The sequence below is a fragment of the Mesoflavibacter sp. CH_XMU1404-2 genome, from assembly GCF_037029465.1.
GTDB lineage: Bacteria > Bacteroidota > Bacteroidia > Flavobacteriales > Flavobacteriaceae > Mesoflavibacter.
Genome location: NZ_JAYMEM010000026.1, coordinates 593,667 through 609,857 on the forward strand (window position 1 = coordinate 593,667; position 16,191 = coordinate 609,857).

The 16,191-nt window shown below is 31.5% G+C and carries 11 protein-coding genes and 3 tRNA genes; 5 read left to right on the forward strand and 9 right to left on the reverse strand.

Translation table 11 applies throughout. The annotated features are described in order from the left end of the window. Positions 1-114: 114 nt before the first annotated feature. From WA327_RS11180 to WA327_RS11205, 6 genes are all read right to left on the reverse strand, one after another. Entirely contained in the window at positions 115-1,023 is a 909-nt protein-coding gene (locus WA327_RS11180) for a helix-turn-helix domain-containing protein (RefSeq protein ID WP_336069743.1), read from the reverse strand. A gap of 37 nt (positions 1,024-1,060) precedes the next feature. After that, positions 1,061-2,317 carry a site-specific integrase gene (locus WA327_RS11185; RefSeq protein WP_336069744.1) on the reverse strand — a complete coding sequence of 419 codons (1,257 nt, stop codon included), beginning with the start codon at positions 2,315-2,317 and terminating at the stop codon, positions 1,061-1,063. Between the two features lie 229 nt (positions 2,318-2,546). Further along, a tRNA-Arg gene (locus WA327_RS11190) sits at positions 2,547-2,620 on the reverse strand. 9 nt (positions 2,621-2,629) lie between these two features. Beyond that, a tRNA-Pro gene (locus WA327_RS11195) sits at positions 2,630-2,704 on the reverse strand. Positions 2,705-2,723: 19 nt separating this feature from the next. After that, positions 2,724-2,805: transfer RNA gene (locus tag WA327_RS11200), tRNA-Ser, on the reverse strand. 94 nt (positions 2,806-2,899) lie between these two features. Then, complete coding sequence (locus tag WA327_RS11205) at positions 2,900-4,942, reverse strand: HDIG domain-containing metalloprotein (RefSeq protein WP_336069745.1); 2,043 nt, start codon at positions 4,940-4,942, stop codon at positions 2,900-2,902. Between the two features lie 126 nt (positions 4,943-5,068). Between WA327_RS11205 and WA327_RS11210 the strand changes: the two genes are divergently transcribed. Together WA327_RS11210 and WA327_RS11215 are read left to right on the forward strand one after the other, a co-directional pair. After that, positions 5,069-6,247, forward strand: coding sequence for an acetyl-CoA C-acyltransferase (locus WA327_RS11210; protein WP_336069746.1), 1,179 nt, complete (start codon positions 5,069-5,071; stop codon positions 6,245-6,247). 9 nt (positions 6,248-6,256) lie between these two features. Continuing rightward, a complete protein-coding gene (locus WA327_RS11215; RefSeq protein WP_336069748.1) occupies positions 6,257-7,006 on the forward strand; it encodes a C40 family peptidase in 750 nt (249 codons plus the stop codon). A gap of 54 nt (positions 7,007-7,060) precedes the next feature. Here the strand turns inward: WA327_RS11215 and WA327_RS11220 are convergent, their stop codons facing one another. Both WA327_RS11220 and gyrA read right to left on the reverse strand, forming a co-directional pair. Next, the gene (locus WA327_RS11220) at positions 7,061-8,290 is read right to left on the reverse strand and encodes a tetratricopeptide repeat protein (RefSeq protein ID WP_336069750.1); all 1,230 of its coding nucleotides are present in this window, start codon (positions 8,288-8,290) and stop codon (positions 7,061-7,063) included. A gap of 32 nt (positions 8,291-8,322) precedes the next feature. Beyond that, complete coding sequence (gyrA, locus tag WA327_RS11225) at positions 8,323-10,872, reverse strand: DNA gyrase subunit A (RefSeq protein WP_336069753.1); 2,550 nt, start codon at positions 10,870-10,872, stop codon at positions 8,323-8,325. Between the two features lie 258 nt (positions 10,873-11,130). Here gyrA and WA327_RS11230 point away from each other — a divergent pair, with 258 nt between their 5' ends. The 3 genes from WA327_RS11230 to WA327_RS11240 all read left to right on the forward strand — a co-directional run bounded on the left by WA327_RS11230 (position 11,131) and on the right by WA327_RS11240 (position 14,641). Continuing rightward, positions 11,131-13,677: an ATP-dependent Clp protease ATP-binding subunit gene (locus WA327_RS11230; RefSeq protein ID WP_336069756.1), complete on the forward strand. Its 2,547-nt coding sequence runs from the start codon at positions 11,131-11,133 to the stop codon at positions 13,675-13,677. 90 nt (positions 13,678-13,767) lie between these two features. Then, on the forward strand, positions 13,768-14,148 hold the full coding sequence (locus WA327_RS11235) for a hypothetical protein (protein WP_336069758.1): 381 nt from the start codon (positions 13,768-13,770) through the stop codon (positions 14,146-14,148). A gap of 109 nt (positions 14,149-14,257) precedes the next feature. Continuing rightward, the gene (locus WA327_RS11240) at positions 14,258-14,641 is read left to right on the forward strand and encodes a hypothetical protein (protein ID WP_336069760.1); all 384 of its coding nucleotides are present in this window, start codon (positions 14,258-14,260) and stop codon (positions 14,639-14,641) included. On the opposite strand, the gene hutH is transcribed toward WA327_RS11240, so the two are convergent. After that, positions 14,630-16,141, reverse strand: a complete 1,512-nt coding sequence (gene hutH, locus WA327_RS11245) for a histidine ammonia-lyase (protein ID WP_336069764.1) — start codon at positions 16,139-16,141, stop codon at positions 14,630-14,632. The genes WA327_RS11240 and hutH overlap by 12 nt on opposite strands. Between the last annotated feature and the right edge of the window lie 50 nt (positions 16,142-16,191).

A 16,191-nucleotide genomic window follows, 5' to 3' on the forward strand; every position in this document is an offset into this window, starting at 1 on the left:
TATTATTGATATAATTACAACAGGTCTACAAAAGGGGAAAATTGGTCAAAATCAGTTATTTTTATTAAAAAAAATAAAAAAAATGCACTATTAAGGAAGTTTGTTGGTCAAAACTTAACTTTTAAACTTAATCTCTCTGAACTTAGAAGGTGAGTAACCCGTGTGTTTTTTGAAATATTTACCAAAGAAAGATTGGTCACTAAATTGAAGCTCGTTTGCAACTTCCGAGATTGATAAGGTTTGATTTTTTAACAGTAGTTTTGCCTCCATTATTACCGCTTCATCAATTAATTGACTTGCTGTTTTTTTTGAAATAATTTTTAAAATCTTAGACAAATAACCTGGTGTTAAACATAAAATATCTGCATAAAATTGAACTGTTCGTTCTTGTTTAAAATTTTCATTTAACAATTTCAAAAAACGAAGTGCTAATTTTTCCTGTCTTGTTAAATTTGCTTCTAGATTAGGAAACTGTATCTTTAATAATGAAGCGTAATGATACATTAATAAGTTAAAACTATGAGTTATTATCTCATTATTATATGGGTTATTTTTTCCAAGTCGATTATTTTTTTCTAAAATTTTTGAAACAGAAATAAACGTTTTTAAATCCTCCTTAGATAATTTTAACTTGGGGATACTATTTGCCGTAAAAAAGTCTAAAGTATCAATATCATTTTTGTTAATTGAGTTTCTCAATATAAAATCAACATTAAAGCTAATAGTTGCTATTTCAAGATTTTTGCTCATTTCTTGAATATGAGTAACCGTTTGTGGATTTATAACTATTATCTCTGAATTTTTTATAGTATATCTCAGTAGATTTAATTGGATTTTTAAACTTCCCTTAACTACTAGTAAAAAAGCATAAGAATTACCTCTAAAAGGATAACCTATAGGAATTTCTTTAAACTTATTTTTTGATAAATGAACATGTAATCCATTTTCTTCTTGTGGTATATCACCAATAATTTCGACCAAGTCAACTATTGTAAGACTTTTTATTGAAGATTGTGGATACATTTTGAGTAGATTTTGTACTCAAATATACTGTATTATTTTATTTTGATTTAGAATGAATCTTTTGATTGTTTTTATTAATCATCTTAATCTTTAAAGCATTAATATCTTCACTTACTTTTCTTTCAATAACTCTTGCATAAATTTGAGTAGTTGCAATTTTTGTATGACCTAATAATTTTGAAACCGTTTCTATGGGAACGCCGTTACTTAAAGTTACTGTAGTTGCAAAAGTGTGTCTAGCGATGTGAAAAGTTAGGTTCTTTTTGATTTTGCATAAATCTGCTATTTCTTTTAAATAAGCGTTTATCCTTTGATTAGATAATCTAGGAAGTATTCCATTATTCGCAACAACTCTTGGATGGTTTTCATATTTAAAAACTAGCTCTAATGCCTTATCTAGAAGTGGGATTTTTACATTAGTCTTTGTTTTCTGCCTTTTAGTAATTAACCAGTCGTTACCATCAATACCTTTAACAATATTATCTCTGGTAAGATTATTTAGATCTATATAAGAAATACCAGTATAGCAACTAAATACAAATAAATCTTTAACTATGTTTAGTCTATTAACAGGACTGTGAAAGTTTTCTAATTTCAATAATTCACTTTCAGAAAGGAACTCTCTTTCTCTCTTTTCAAAAGAACTCTTAAACCTTACAAAAGGATCTCTGTCTATCCATTCTAAATGGTATGCCATAGTAAGCATTTTACGCAACCTCTGTAAATGTTTCATTGCAGTATTATTACTGATTTTTCGTTGGTGGTCTGTGGGTTCGTGTGCTTTTAAATAGTATTCAAAATCTACAATAAAAGAATAGTCTAAATTTGATAAGTAGATATTGTCTGTTTTGATTTTTTTAGACAAAAAGGATTTCAAGTAATTTTGAGTTGTCTTGTAGTGCCTCATTGTGTCTTTGTGAAGATTTTTGCTCATAGTGGTATTGTGGTATTCGAAAAGCTCTAGTAAACTTCTGTGTTGTTCGTCTTCCCCTAAATATCGAGCTTTAATAGCTTGAGCATTTATAAGCTTGTTTTCGCTCAATAGTTGTTCGTAAGCCAAGTAAATTTGGCTACGAACTTGTTCTAAAAATCTATTAAATAATTTGGCTTCTTGGTTGCTGCCTTTTAGTTTGCTCTTTGCAGAATCCCATTCGGATAAAATGACTTTTCGCTTTAAACTGATGTTAACTCTTTTACCGTTTACAGTTACTCTAGCATAAACCGGTACCTGGTTGTTATTTAATCGTGAAGTGTTAACCCAAAATAGAAGGGAAAATGTTGACCGAGTTCTCATAATTGTCGTCTTTTAGTTAAACATTACTCAAAGACGAAAGTCAAATCAACTACTTGAATTACAGTTTTTTACATCTTATTCGGTCAACACTTTTTGAACATTTATTTGTTGACCGATTAGCGACCATAAGATATTAAATTTTATCAAATTTTATGATGCCCTAAAAACTAGAAAACCTTGCAAATCATATAGTTTGCAAGGTTTTGACACACATTGAATGTGCTTCTAGTGATCGCGACAGGATTCGAACCTGTGACCGTCTGCTTAGAAGGCAGATGCTCTATCCAACTGAGCTACGCGACCGATAAAATGTCGGGGTGGCAGGATTCGAACCTGCGACCTCCTGCTCCCAAAGCAGGCGCGATGACCGGGCTACGCTACACCCCGAAATGGTTATCGTTTTTTGCGGAGAGACCGGGATTCGAACCCGGGCATCCCGAAGGATGACAGCTTAGCAGGCTGCTGCATTACCACTCTGCCACCTCTCCTATTTAATGTAATGAACTTTGCAATAAAATTGCGGATGCAAATGTAAGATTTCATCTTATAGAACACAACAATTTTACTGATTTTTTTGAAATTTTATTCCGGATACTCAATTCTTAAATGGTAAATGTTTGCTAACTTGCGTTTTAGCACTTTTTTAATAGCTTCGATTTCTTTAAATGTAATATCTGCATTTAAAAATTGACCTTCGTCTTTTTGTTTATTTATGATGTTTTCTACAAAATTATCAATCTTTGCAGAGGTAGGTTCTTTTAAACTTTTAGATGCTGCCTCTACACTATCACACATCATAAGTATTGCTGTTTCCTTACTAAATGGTTTTGGTCCAGGGTAGGTAAATTCTTCAATATTAACATCTTCGTTGTTAGCTTTTTCTTTCATATAGAAATAATATACCTGACTTGTTCCGTGATGTGTTCTTATAAAATCAATTACTCTGTCTGGTAAGTTATTTTTCTTAGCTATTTCAATGCCGTTAATGACGTGATTTATTATAATTTGAGCACTTTCTTTTGGAGATAACTCGTCATGACTATTAATTCCTGAAGATTGATTTTCAGTGAAATAAGTTGGATTTTTCATTTTTCCAATGTCATGGTATAAAGCTCCTACTCTAACCAACATAGCATTTGCATTAATTTCATTTGCAGAAGCTTCAGCTAAATTAGCAACGTTTAATGAATGATGAAAAGTACCTGGTGCTTTATTTGAAAGTTCTTTAAGAAGCTTCGAGTTTGTATCTGATAGCTCGAGCAAAGACACATCGGAAACTAATCCAAAAAGCTTTTCATAAATATAAATTAAGGGTTGCACAAATAGCGTAGCTAAACCGCAAAGTATAAAAAGAACAAAAGTTTGTGTATGTATATTTTCTACACTTGCTTCATGTATTACAAAAAATGCAAAATAAGCAATGATATAAATTAGTGTAATTTGACCAACAGAAATGAATAAATTAGCTCTTTTATAAAGCTCTGACACCGTTAATATGGTTACGATTCCTGCAATAATTTGCAAAAACATATACTCATAACTATTAGGTACTATTGAACCCAACAATAATACTGTAACAACATGAGAAAAAAGACCTAATCTTGCATCGAAAAACGCCTTTAAAACTAACGGTAAGATGGCTATTGGCACAATGTAAACATATTCTGATTTATAACTTACTACTAAAGTGGTTAGTAAAACTACAACTAGAATGTTGAAGAAAATGAAAGTAACTTTTGTGTTATTGTTATACACATCAATTCTATACTTTCTTATAAATAATAGCAGCATTAATAAGGCTAAAGCAACTAATAATGTATATGCAAAAACTATCCAATAATAGTTGGATTTAGTCCAGTCTTTAGACTCATATTCATTAACTAAAGAGGTTAATATTTGATATTTATTATCGTTAACAATTTCACCTTTTGAAATGATTAATGTCTCTTTTTCAATCATTCCTCTATTAACAGAAATGGATTGCAAAGCCTCATTTAAAACATTTTCTGTTAAGGTTTTATCATAAGTCAAGTTTGGTTTTATAATATTGAAAAACAGCGCTATAATCGAGTTGATTTCTTTAGAAGTAAACACATCTTTTAGTTCATTTTCAACAGTAGATTTTACTTCAGATTGATTAAAAAGACTTTTAAAATTTGTTGTTTCTTTTTCAACATTATTTTCAAGTATAATTACTGTTTTTTCAGGGTTTAACTTGATATTTTCACTTAAAATTCCAAATTCATAAAATTCATCTAAAATTTGACTACTTTTTTCTTTTAAAAGATTATAATTATGAATTGAATCTGAAAAAACATTGCTGAAAGATTTTTCAAAAGCATTAAAAACAGTAGGTTTTACTTTTGCATCTCTATTAAAATATGCTGTAGATTGACTTTTTAAAAGATCTTTTTCTTTATCTATTTCAGCCTGGTTTTTCTTTATTGCAAAGTTAAAAGGTGCGTAAAGATTTTCGGTTTGCCAAGGTTTTCCTTTTTCAAAGTTATATTTAAAACGACCACTTTTAGGAAATAAAAACACAATTAAAAAAGTAGTAGCTATAAATAGTAATACTTTATATATGTTAGAATGGTTTTTGTAAAAAATATTTATGTTGTTGTTCATACAATAAACTGTAGTTTTTCAAATGTAATAAATAAATACAGTTTTGATTAGTTATAATGCACAGAATGGTCTAAATTTTATTAAAAAATTAGTAATTTCGTGGACAGAATAAAAACAAACAAATATATGAGTAAAGAAGTTGTAATTGTCTCGGCTGCAAGAACGCCAATAGGTAGTTTTTTAGGTGCTTTAAGTACTATACCTGCTCCTAAGTTAGGTGCTGTAGCTATAAAAGGTGCATTAGATAAAATTAATTTAAAACCAGAATTAGTTGATGAAGTTTTAATGGGTAATGTAGTACAAGCTGGTACTGGACAAGCACCAGCAAGACAAGCAGCTATTTATGCTGGTATACCAGATACCGTACCATGTACAACTGTTAATAAAGTTTGCTCTTCTGGTATGAAAGCAGTTATGCAAGCCGCACAAAGTATTGCTTTAGGTGACACAGAAATAGTTGTTGCTGGTGGTATGGAGAATATGAGTTTGATTCCTCATTATTTACACGCAAGAACAGGTACTAAATTTGGTCCAGCAAGTTTAATTGATGGTATGCAAAAAGATGGTTTAGTAGATGCTTACGACCAAAATGCAATGGGTGTTTGCGCTGATGATTGTGCTACCGAATATAATTTTTCAAGAGAAGATCAAGACGCATTTGCTATACAGTCCTACACAAGATCTGCAGCAGCTTGGGATGCAGGAAAATTTGATAATGAAGTCGTTCCTGTAGAAGTACCTCAACGTCGCGGAGAACCAATAGTTGTCTCTAAAGACGAAGAATATACAAATGTAAAAATTGAAAAGATACCGGCATTACGTCCTGCTTTTACAAAAGAAGGAACTGTAACAGCTGCTAACGCTTCTACAATAAATGATGGTGCTGGCGCAATGGTTTTAATGAGTGCAGATAAAGCAAAAGAATTAGGCTTAACGCCTTTAGCTACTATTAAATCATACGCTGATGCTGCACAAGAGCCAAAATGGTTTACTACTGCTCCTGCAAAAGCACTACCAAAAGCATTAGATAAAGCAGGAATAAAATTAGAAGATGTTGACTTTTTCGAATTTAACGAAGCATTTTCTGTTGTAGGATTAGCAAACATGAAGATTTTAGGTTTATCTGACGACAAAGTAAACGTTAATGGTGGCGCAGTATCTTTAGGTCATCCGTTAGGCTGTTCTGGTGTAAGAATACTAATCACTTTATTAAATGTATTAGAACAAAATGACGCAAAAATTGGTGCAGCAGCTATCTGTAATGGTGGCGGTGGCGCATCTGCTTTAGTCTTACAACGTCAGTAAATTCAAATAATGCAATACGGAATTTGTAATTTAAGCATTGTTCCTTTAAGATTAGAAGCATCAGACACAAGTGAAATGGTTTCACAAGTCATATATGGTGATGTTTTTAAAGTTTTAGAGCAACGAAAAAAATGGAGTAAAATCAGACTAGCTTTCGATAAATATGAAGGTTGGATTGATAACAAACAATATTTAGAAATTACAGAAGAAAATTATACCGACTTAAACAATCAGCCTTTAAAAACCACAACAGATTTAGTAGAGTTTATCCAAGATGAACACGAGCAACTAAACACTATTGTATTAGGATCTTGTATTAACGGAACAAGTTTATTAAATCATAAATATGAAGGTCTTTTTGTTGAAAACAAACAACCTAAAAGCCATTTAATTGAAACTGCTTTTAAATACTTAAACGCTCCATATCTTTGGGGCGGAAAAACACCTTTTGGTATAGATTGTAGTGGTTTTACTCAAATGGTTTATAAGCTTAATGGTTATAAGTTATTACGCGACGCTTCACAACAAGCAACACAAGGCGAAGCTTTAAGTTTTATTGAAGAAAGTGAGCCTGGAGATTTAGCGTTTTTTGATAATAATGAAGGTCAAATAATCCACGTTGGAATAATAATGCAAGATAATTATATTATTCATGCTCATGGAAAAGTTAGGATTGATCGTTTAGATCATTCTGGTATCTATAATGCTGAAAGGCGCATGCATACACACAAACTTAGGGTCATTAAAAAGATAATATAACTAAAAAAGCCTCCTGAATAGGAGGCTTTTTTAGTGCTTTTATATAAAGATAAGTTAGTTACCTTCTAATTCTTCTGTTATAGCTTTTGCTTTAGCAGTCTCACCTAAAGCATTGTAAATATTCTTTAACTGCTCTAAAATTGAATTTGGAACTTTAGAATTATTGTTTTTAAAGTCAACTAAAGTTTGAGCTGCTTGCTCAAATAAAGAAGCCTTTTTCTTCTTAAGCTCTTCGTATTTTAAGTCATCTGCTCTACTATTACCTAAAGAGTTCATTTGTTCTACTAAAGAGTTTCCTTCTTCAAGATACGATGTTGATAAATTTAAAGCAGCATTGGCATTAGTTGGATCTAACCTCATTACATTATCAAAAGATTCTCTTGCCTTTTCAATTTCTTTATTATTCATATAAATTACACCAACATTATAGTGCAAATCTGCATTATTAGGCTCTTTTTCAATAGCTTTTTGTAAAATTGACTGAAACTTTTTTTCTTCTCCCATCTCAAAGTAAATATTTGCTTCATTTATTAATAAATTAACATCATCAGGATTTTCTTGTTTAGCTTTTTCTATAGCAGCTAAAGCTTTATCTTTTTCACCTTTGTTAATATATATTAATGCTATGTTTCTTGTTATTTCCGAAGCTCTAGATTCTGTTTGTCTTTCTCCTGGCTTTTCATGTGTTCCTAATCTAACATAATTATCTCTTACATTCTTTGCAAGAACTTCTTCTTCACCACTTGCTTTGTTAGTAGCATAATATTCTGTTTGAACACCTGTGTATCCTAATTTATCTAACTCTAAATATGATTCTAAAGCGTTATCAAAATCCTGAGCACCTATGTAGCTAACTGCAGTATAATATAAATAATCTTGAGCATCAGGATTAACAGCATACATCATTTTAAAAATCTCTGCTGCTTGATTAAATTTTTTCTCAGAATAGAAATTATTAGCTTTAGTTAATAAATCATTTTCTAGAACTCTTTTAAACTCAGTACCTTCAGAACCTACTTTAAGCACATTCTCAATAGCCTTTTTTGTATCAACATTATTTGATGTCCCATTAGCATAGTATGCTTGTGCTGCTGCTAGGTAATAATCTTCTTTTAAATTATCATCCATAGCAGACACTTGTGAATCTAATTGCGTTGCTAAAGCTTTAGCTTCTGCGTAATTATCTTTTTTTACTGCTTTTTCTAATGCTTTAACTTCTTTTTTTTGTGCAAAAGTGAAAACAGATACAAATAATGCTAAAGCAATTATTACTTGTTTTTTCATTTTTAGTTTGTGTTTTAATTTTTATAAATTATTTATTCTTCTTCATTAGTATCAAGAGTTGTGCCAGCTTCTGTATTTGCCGTATCCTCTAAGTTTTCAATATCTAATTCTTCTTCATCTTCATCTTTCATTACTTTAGCAACAGCTGCAATAGAATCATTTCCTTTTAAGTTGATTAACTTAACACCTTGAGTAGCTCTACCCATTGTTCTTAAGTTTTCTACTGCTAAACGAATTGCAATTCCAGACTTATTGATAATCATTAAGTCATCAGAATCTGTTACGCTCTTAATAGCTACTAAGCTTCCTGTTTTTTCTGTAATTGAAATAGTTTTAACTCCTTTTCCTCCTCTATTTGTGATACGGTAAACTGCCTCTCCATCTTCTGGATCGTCAATAAATGTACGTTTACCATAACCGTTTTCTGAAACAACTAAAACTGTTTCTTCTTGAGGATTTTCTATAGTTACCATGCCTATTACTTCATCATCTTTAGTTCCTAAAGTAATTCCTCTTACTCCTGAAGCATTACGTCCCATTGGTCGTGTTTTTGCTTCTTCAAAACGAATAGCTTTACCAGACTTTAATGCAAGCATTACTTGGCTGTTACCAGTTGTTAGCTTTGCTTCTAGTAACTCATCATTATCTTTAATAGTAATTGCATTGATACCATTTGTACGTGGTCTAGAATATTGCTCTAAAGCTGTTTTCTTAACCTGACCTTGTTTTGTTGCCATTATGACATAGTGAGAGTTAATGTAATCCTCATCTTTCAGGTCTTGAGTACAGATAAACGCCATTACTTTGTCATCTTGCTCAATATTAATTAGGTTTTGAATTGCTCTACCTTTAGATGTTCTTGAACCTTCAGGGATTTCGTAAACACGCATCCAGAAACATTTTCCTTTTTGAGTAAAGAATAACATATACTGGTGGTTTGTTCCAACAAATAAATGCTCTAAAAAGTCTTCATTTCTTGTTGTTGAAGCTTTTTGTCCAACACCACCTCTATTTTGTGTTTTGTACTCAGTTAAAGATGTACGTTTGATATATCCTGCATGAGAAATAGTAATTACTACTTGCTCATCTGGAATCATATCTTCAATACTTAAATCGCCTCCTGCATATTCTATTGTAGAACGACGCTCATCACCATACTTATCTTTTACTTCGATAAGTTCTTCTTTGATAATGTCCATACGACGCTCTTTCTTGTCTAAAATATCTTTTAAATCAGCAATAGTCTTGATAATTTCTTCATATTCACTACGAAGTTTATCTTGTTCAAGACCTGTTAACTGACGAAGACGCATATCTACAATAGCTTTAGCTTGAATCTCTGAAAGCTCAAAGCGATCCATTAATTTTTGTCTTGCTTCATCTGCATTAGAAGATGCTCTAATGATTGTAATAACTTCATCTATATTATCTGAAGCTATAATTAAACCTTCTAAGATATGTGCACGCTCTTCTGCTTTGCGTAATTCATATTTAGTACGTCTTACTACAACATCATGTCTATGCTCTACAAAGTGATAGATTAAGTCTTTTAGGTTTAAAAGCTCTGGTCTACCGTTTACTAATGCAATATTATTTACACTAAAAGATGATTGTAAAGCTGTGTATTTATATAACTTATTTAATACGATGTTTGGTATTGCATCACGTTTAAGCACGTAAACGATACGCATTCCGTTACGGTCAGACTCATCACGAATTGTAGAAATTCCTTCTAATTTTTTATCGTTAACTAAATCAGCAGTCTTTTTAATCATATCTGCTTTGTTAACTTGATAAGGTATTTCTGTAACAACAATACATTCTCTTCCGTTAACTTCTTCTACATTCGCCTTACCACGCATAACAATACGTCCGCGACCTGTATGAAATGCTTCTTTTACACCATCATAGCCATAGATTGTTCCTCCTGTTGGAAAATCTGGAGCTTTGATGTGCTGCATTAACTCATCAACTTCAATGTCGTTATTATCTATATACGCAACTGTACCGTCTACAACTTCTGTTAAATTATGTGGTGGCATATTTGTTGCCATACCTACTGCAATACCAGAAGCACCGTTAATTAATAAACCAGGAATACGTGTTGGTAAAACGGTTGGTTCTTCTAAAGTATCATCGAAGTTTAACTTGTGGTCTACAGTTTCTTTATCGATATCTGCCAACATGTCTTCAGATATCTTGCGCATACGCGCTTCTGTATAACGCATTGCTGCTGGACTATCTCCATCTACAGAACCAAAGTTACCTTGACCATCAATTAACATATAACGTAGACTCCATTCTTGAGCCATACGCACCATTGTATCGTATACTGAGGTATCACCATGTGGGTGATACTTACCTAAAACTTCTCCAACTATTCTTGCAGATTTTTTATGCGCCGTGTTAGATCTAACACCTAATTCATGCATACCGTAAAGTACACGTCTGTGTACTGGTTTTAAACCATCTCTTACATCTGGTAAAGCACGTGACACAATGACTGACATTGAATAATCAATGTAAGCCGATTTCATTTCATCTTCAATGTTAATCGGAATGAGTTTTTCTCCTTCTGCCATATATAATTTAATTTGTTATGTTCATTATTTCAAAACACGCTAATATAAAACTTTCGTTAGTAATGGTAAGCCTTTTACTTGGTTTTTTTAACGATTTTTATTAACAATTTTAGCCTGTTTTTTAGTTAATAACTTAATACCTGTTTATTTGGAGATTATTCTTACTTTCAAACCATAAACAATTAACATATTATTTAAGGTATAGTTTTTGCCATTACTAATTATGTTTACTATTTTTAAAGCAGAAAGGAATTTAATATGGATGATAATTTTTCACCAAGAGTAAAAGATGTAATAGCCTACAGTAAAGAAGAAGCTCTTCGTTTAGGGCATGACTTTATAGGTACAGAACATCTAATGCTTGGTCTTTTAAGAGACGGAAATGGTAAGGCTATAAATATTTTAAACGCGTTAGATATAGATTTAAACCATCTAAGGCGAAAAGTAGAAATATTAAGCCCTGCAAACCCAAATACCTCAATAACTTCTAATGAAAAGAAAAACTTGCATTTGACGCGACAAGCAGAACGCGCATTAAAGACTACTTTTTTAGAAGCTAAACTTTTTCAAAGTACATCAATAAATACGGCGCATCTTTTATTATGTATTTTAAGAAACGAAAATGATCCTACTACAAAGCTTTTAAATAAGCTTAAAGTAGACTATGATAATGTAAAAGAACAATTTAAGTCAATGATTACAAACGACGACAATTTTGAAGACATCACAGGAAGTCCAAAAGCTGAATTTCCTGATGACGATGCACAACAAGACGATGCATCAAAAGATATATTTAATTCGCCTTCATCAAAAAGCAACAAAAAATCAAAAACTCCGGTTTTAGATAATTTTGGTCGCGATTTGACTGCTATGGCAGAAGAAGGAAAATTAGATCCAGTAGTTGGACGTGAAAAAGAGATTGAAAGAGTATCTCAAATCTTATCACGTCGTAAAAAGAACAATCCTCTATTAATTGGAGAACCTGGTGTTGGTAAGTCTGCAATTGCAGAAGGTTTAGCTAACAGAATTGTAAGTAAAAAAGTATCTAGAATACTATTTAATAAACGTGTAGTTACTTTAGACCTTGCTAGCTTAGTTGCAGGCACGAAATACCGTGGACAGTTTGAAGAGCGTATGAAAGCGGTAATGAATGAACTTGAAAAGAATGATGACGTTATACTTTTTATAGATGAAATTCATACCATTGTTGGTGCTGGTGGCGCAACAGGAAGTTTAGACGCTTCGAACATGTTCAAACCTGCATTAGCACGTGGCGAAATTCAATGTATAGGTGCAACTACTCTAGACGAGTATAGACAATACATTGAGAAAGATGGTGCTTTAGAGCGTCGTTTTCAAAAAGTAATAGTAGAACCAACAACAGTAGAAGAAACTATTCAAATTCTTAACAATATTAAAGCTAAATACGAAGATCATCACAATGTAGAATATACAGATGAAGCTATTGAAGCTTGTGTTAAGTTAACCAATAGATATATGACAGATCGTTTCTTACCAGACAAAGCTATTGATGCTTTAGATGAAGCTGGCTCTCGTGTTCATATAACTAATATTGATGTTCCTAAACAAATTCTAGAATTAGAGAAAAAACTAGAAGAAGTTAGAGAAACTAAAAATTCTGTTGTTAAAAAACAGAAATACGAAGAAGCGGCTAGATTACGTGATGACGAAAAACGTCTTGAAAAGGATTTAGCAATAGCTCAAGAAAAATGGGAAGAAGAAACCAAATTACATCGCGAGACCGTAACAGAAGATAATGTTGCTGATGTTATTTCTATGATGACAGGCGTTCCTGTTAACAGAATAGCACAAACAGAAAGCAATAAATTAGCTCAATTACCAGAACTAATTAAAGGAAAAGTGATTGGTCAAGACGATGCTGTTGCTAAGGTTGTTAAAGCAATACAACGTAACCGTGCTGGATTAAAAGATCCAAATAAGCCAATTGGGTCATTTATATTTTTAGGACAAACAGGTGTTGGTAAAACACAATTAGCTAAAGTGCTTTCTAAGCAATTATTTGATAGTGAAGAGTCATTAATTAGAATAGATATGAGTGAATACATGGAAAAATTCGCTATTTCTAGATTGATTGGTGCACCTCCAGGATACGTTGGATATGAAGAAGGTGGACAACTTACCGAAAAAGTTAGACGTAAACCTTATTCTGTAGTTCTTTTAGATGAAATTGAAAAAGCACATCCAGATGTATTTAATATGTTACTTCAAGTATTAGATGATGGTTATTTAACGGATAGTTTAGGCAGAAAAATTGACTTTAGAAACACTATCATTATCATGACATCTAATATTGGTGCCAGAAAATTAAAAGATTTTGGTACAGGTATAGGTTTTGGTACATCTTCTCAAAAAGCTCAAGAAGATGCAAATGCAAGAAGTGTTATTGAAAATGCACTAAAGAAATCGTTTGCTCCTGAGTTCTTAAATAGAATTGATGACGTTATAGTATTTAACGCTTTAGAACAAGAAGATATCAATAAAATTATTGATATTGAATTAGAAAAATTATTAATGCGCATTGACGGTTTAGGTTACAAATTAAAACTTACTAAGGCTGCAAAAACATTTATTGCAGAGAAAGGTTTTGATAAGCAATATGGCGCTAGACCGTTAAAAAGAGCTATTCAAAAATATATAGAAGATGCTTTAGCTGAAGAAATAATTACTTCAAAGCTAAAAGAAGGAGACAAAATAGTTATGGACTTAGATAAAGACTCTAATGAAATTGTTATTTCTATACAATCTTCAGAAGAAGCTAAGTAAAAAATTAAACTTTAATACTAAAAATGCCTGTTAATTGTAAGATTAACAGGTTTTTTTTATATATTTAATAAGAGTTTAATAGCAACCAACATGTCAAAAATAATCACATTAGATTTTTGCACTCTTGAATTTAAAGGACAAATAGCAATAGCTGTCATAAATGAAGGTGTGCATATTGACCACGATGTTAGTCAAATGATTACGCAAACATGTTTAGATTATTTTAAAGAGACACCATTTGTATACTTAACACATAGAAAAAATTCTTACTCCGTAGATGTTACTAAATATACTTACATAAATGACATGGAAAATCTTAAGGGTTTTGGTGTTATATCCACATCACTTTCAGCTAGAAATGCTGAAATAGAAAGTCTTTTTATTAACATTCCTTTTGAAATTTTTGACACTTTAGAACATGGTATTAAATGGGCAAATACTGTTCTACAAAATGACCAAATAAACAGCTAAAGTTCATTTTTAATTTTCTTAATAAAATGTTAATTTTATTTTTTTAAATCAGCTTAATAGACAAATATTTTTTCTATTATTGTAATCAAACTGATTAATAGCTCCCAAAATGATATTAGAACTTGACTTCTGTAAGTTAGAGTTTTATGACACCTATCTAATTAGTACAATTTATGAAGGTGTTACTGTAGATCAAGAAAAGAACAATATACTTTTAGACATTATATTAAAGTATTATAAAAACAATCCTTACGTCTACATCTCTAACAGAATTTATTCTTACGCTGTAGACCCAAGCATATATGTAATATGCTCTCAATTTGAATCACTTTTAGGATTTGGCGTTGTAACTACCGAAGAAATTAAAAAGCGAAATACAGAACTTGAAAAGATGTTTTATCAAAAAAAGTTTGAAGTTTTTGATTCTTTAGAAGTTGCTGTAAATTGGGCAAAACATTATGTAGAAATCACAAAAAGTAACTTAGTTAAATAATTCCGAACTATCTACACCTAAATTCTTAATAAACTGAATTGACATTTCAATATCATCATGTAAAATTTCATCTTCTTTTACAAATGGCACTTCTACCCTATAACTTTGTAAAAACAGCTCTATAAATTCTGATGATTTTAATGGTTCTCTAAAGTGAATAGCTTGTGATGCGTTAAACAATTCTATTGCCAAAACACGCTCTACATTATCTATTAATCTATATGCTTGTGTTGCAGCATTTGCACCCATACTTACATGATCTTCTTGTCCGTTACTTGACACAATACTATCAATACTTGCTGGACTTGCCAATTGTTTATTAGCACTAACTATACTTGCTGCTGTGTATTGCGGAATCATAAACCCACTATTTAAACCTGGATTATCTACTAAAAATGCTGGTAAACCACGCAATCCTGACACTAATTGAAATACACGTCTTTCAGAAATATTTCCTAATTCTGACATTGCAATTTTTAAATAATCTAATGCTAAAGCTAAAGGTTGACCATGAAAGTTTCCGCCTGAAATGATTTCATCTTCACTTGCAAAAATATTTGGATTATCGGTCACCGAATTTATCTCGGTTACAAAAGTCTTTTCTACAAATGCTAAAGTATCTTTTGTTGCGCCGTGTACTTGAGGTATGCATCTAAAGCTATACGGATCTTGTACGTGTTGTTTTTCTTGACTTATAATTTCGCTTCCTTCTAAAAACTCTCTTACTCTTTCGGCTGTTTTTAATTGTCCGTTATGTGGTCTCACTAAATGTATTAGTTCATTAAAAGGCTCTATTCTTCCATCAAAAGCTTCTAAAGATACACTTCCTATTAAATCTGCTAAATAAGATAGTTTGTAAGATTTCAATAACAAGAAGACACCGTAAGCACTCATAAATTGTGTTCCATTTAATAGTGCCAAACCTTCTTTAGACATTAATTTAATAGCATCCCATTTAAAGTAAGTATTTAAATCTTCAGCTTCTAAAACAGCATCTTTATACCATACTTTTCCTTTTCCTATTAAAGGTAAAGCTAAGTGTGCTAAAGGCGCTAAATCACCCGAAGCTCCTAAAGATCCTTGAGTATAAATTACTGGTAAAATATCATTATTAAAAAATGCTATTAAACGTTGTACAGTTTGTAATTGCACGCCTGAATGCCCATAACTTAAAGATTGTATTTTTAGTAATAGCATTAACTTGACGACTTCATTAGGTACAATATCTCCTGTTCCGCAAGCGTGAGACATCACTAAGTTTTCTTGTAATTTAGTTAAGTTTTCTTTGTCAATTTTAACATTATATAACGAGCCAAAACCAGTATTTATACCGTAAATTGGTTTGGTTTCTGCTTTTAATTTTTCATCTAAATAAGCACGACAATTTTCAATTTTATCAATAGCTTCGTTTGATAATTGTAATTGCTTTTCTTCTAAAATTATAGATTGAATGGTTGCCAAATCTAATGGCTGAGATGATATATAATGAATTGAACTCATGGTCTTTTTTTATTGCGTCCCAAAAGTCAGAATTTGAGATAAATTCTGCA